Genomic DNA, 1,180 nt, shown 5'->3' with positions numbered 1-1,180 from the left:
TCGAGAAATATCCCGATTGTTCTGAATAATCTGGACTTGAAATTTATGCCTGAAGGCGGAACTTTCATCAACGGAATCGAACAAAATATTGCCTTTAAAGTTTTAGACGAATTTGAAAAACCTGTCGATGCAGTTTTAGGAATTTACAATCAGAATCATCAAAAAGTAACCGAAGTTTCAGCGTATAATTTCGGAATGGGAAATTTTCTTTTTACCCCTAAAAAAGGTGAAACGTATTATGCAAAAGTTCTTAAGCCTGAAGACATCAGTAAAATTTACCAGCTTCCGATTGCTAAAGATGACGGAATTGTTTTTAATGTTAAAAAAGAAAATCAGAGCATTCAATTAATCATCAACTCAACCTCTGCAAAAAATGTTGTAATCACAGGCAATTTCAGGGAAAAGCAAATTTATTCTAAATCTTTAGACTTAAAACAAGGATTAAATTATATCGATATTTCAGAAAAAGAACTTCCCATCGGAATTTGCAGATTTACGGTTACGGAAAATAATATTCCTTTAGCTGAAAGAATTGTTTTCGCAAACGAAAATAAGCAGATGAAGGTGAAAATAATTCCAACAAAGAAAAATTATCTACCGAGAGAAAAGGTGATCGTCAATATTGAAACAACCGACGAAAACGATCAGCCAATTCCTGCCAATCTTTCGATGAGCGTAGTGGATGATAAACTGTGGACTTATGCAGATGATAAGCAAAACCATATTCTTTCCTGGATTTTATTGGATTCTGAGCTGAGAGGAAAAATAGAAAGACCACAGTTTTATTTTGATAAAAAAGAAGAAAAAGCGGCAAAAAGTTTAGACTTGGTGATGCTGACCAATGGTTACCGGTATTTTGAAATCAATCCGGAGATTGAGAAAACCGGAAATTATAAATATTTGCCTGAAAAAATCAACCCGATTTATGGTGTTGTAGAAGATGAGAATAAAAAACCTGTAAAAGCAGAAGTATATCTGGTTGAAAATCATTCGAAAATAAAAAAGCAAATTACGTCCGAAAACGGTTTGTTTTATTTTTCAGATTTAGATGGACGATATCAACATGATGTGATTGCAAAATCTTTAGATTCGAAAAAGAAAGTGAATATCAGAATGCTTTCTTATAAGCTTAATATAAATCCTTTGGCAAAGCAATCTTTAGAAAATATTAATGTTGAAG

At 32.5% G+C, this 1,180-nt stretch carries 1 protein-coding gene; it reads left to right on the top strand.

Annotation, left to right across the window (positions count from 1 at the left end; all coding sequences use genetic code 11):
- On the top strand, positions 1-1,180 hold a 1,180-nt coding region (locus AB4Y90_RS17985; protein ID WP_441558929.1), incomplete at both ends, for a hypothetical protein.

The organism is Chryseobacterium sp. 2TAF14 (genome assembly GCF_052115105.1).
In the GTDB taxonomy this organism is placed as follows: domain Bacteria; phylum Bacteroidota; class Bacteroidia; order Flavobacteriales; family Weeksellaceae; genus Chryseobacterium.
The sequence above is the reverse complement of the archived record's forward strand: the minus strand, read 5'-3'. Positions and strand labels throughout refer to the sequence as shown.